The organism is Bacteroides stercorirosoris (assembly GCF_900142015.1).
GTDB lineage: Bacteria > Bacteroidota > Bacteroidia > Bacteroidales > Bacteroidaceae > Bacteroides > Bacteroides stercorirosoris.
Genome location: NZ_FQZN01000083.1, coordinates 1 through 1,346 on the forward strand (window position 1 = coordinate 1; position 1,346 = coordinate 1,346).

Annotated in this window: 1 protein-coding gene; it reads left to right on the plus strand. The window is 38.3% G+C overall.

The window, feature by feature from the left end:
- Window positions 1–92 precede the first annotated feature (92 nt).
- The gene (locus BUC01_RS24825) at window positions 93–1,298 is read left to right on the plus strand and encodes an IS256 family transposase (RefSeq protein ID WP_025836145.1); all 1,206 of its coding nucleotides are present in this window, start codon (window positions 93–95) and stop codon (window positions 1,296–1,298) included.
- Window positions 1,299–1,346: the final 48 nt, after the last annotated feature.

Genomic DNA, 1,346 nt, shown 5'->3' on the forward strand with positions numbered 1-1,346 from the left:
GAGACTATCCATCTGATTGTGTAAATAGAAAACTACGGTGTTTCTCTCGTAGTTTTTTTATTTATGTATTAACTTTGTAAAAATCAGATTTTATGGACATTCCTAAAGAATTTTTAAGTAAAGAGTTTTTGTCCCAGTTTAAGACAGGCGAAGATGTGACAGCTTTCATGAAAGAGCTTCATACTCGTGTTTATGAACAAATGCTGGAAGCAGAGATGGATAACCATTTAGGTTACGAAAAACACTCCAATCAAGGCGATCATAGTGGCAACTCCCGCAATGGTAGTTATAGGAAGCAGATTCAAACCGAGATGGGTGAATCTGTTATTCAGGTTCCTCGTGATCGGAAAGGAGAATTTGAGCCTATTGTTGTTCCCAAGCATCAATCCCGCGGCTTATCAATCGAGCGTCTTGTCATCTCTCTTTATGCCAAAGGTATGAGCGTCGCTGATATTGAGTCGGAAATGCAGGAAATATACGGCATTAACCTTTCCAGCTCCGCTATCTCCATTATCACCAATAAAGTTAGCCAGGCTGCAACAGAGTGGCAGAATCGTCCTTTGGACAGTTTATATATGATTGTCTGGATGGATGGTATCGTATTCAAAGTCAGAGAAAACGGCAAAGTGATCAACAAGACTGTTTACCTATGTGTAGGTCTGAATAAGGAAGGTTTGAAAGAAGTATTGGGTATGTGGATTGGCAAAAATGAGAGTGCCGCTTTCTGGATGGGCGTTTTAACGGATCTCAAAGCCCGTGGTGTAGAAGACATTCTGATTACAGTCACTGATAACCTGAATGGATTTACAGAAACCATCAAGAGTGTATTTCCTGCTTCTACTACTCAAATATGTGTGGTACACCAAATTAGAAACTCCTGTCGCTATGTCGTCTGGAAAGAAAAAAAGGAATTCACCGCCGATTTGAAGAACATCTATAATGCACCTACCAAAGAAGCAGCTGAGATGGAATTGGATAACTTTGAGCAAAAATGGGGTGCTAAATATCCATATGCGATACGCTCATGGAGAAATAATTGGGAAGAACTGACCGTGTTCTTTGATTTCCCCGTCGAGATTAGAAAGATTATCTATACCACTAATCTTATTGAAAATCTGAATGGGAAAATTAGAAAATACACCAAAAATAAGCTATCATTTCCAAATGATGATGCACTGAAAAAATCTGTCTATTTGGCCATTAACGAAATCCAAAAGAAATGGTACCAACCTATTTGGAATTGGGCTTTGATATTTAACCAATTTATTACTATATTTGAAAACAGGATTCAAGTATAAAACCCGAATCCTGAAGTTTTCTATTTACACAAAATTGTGGACAGTGCC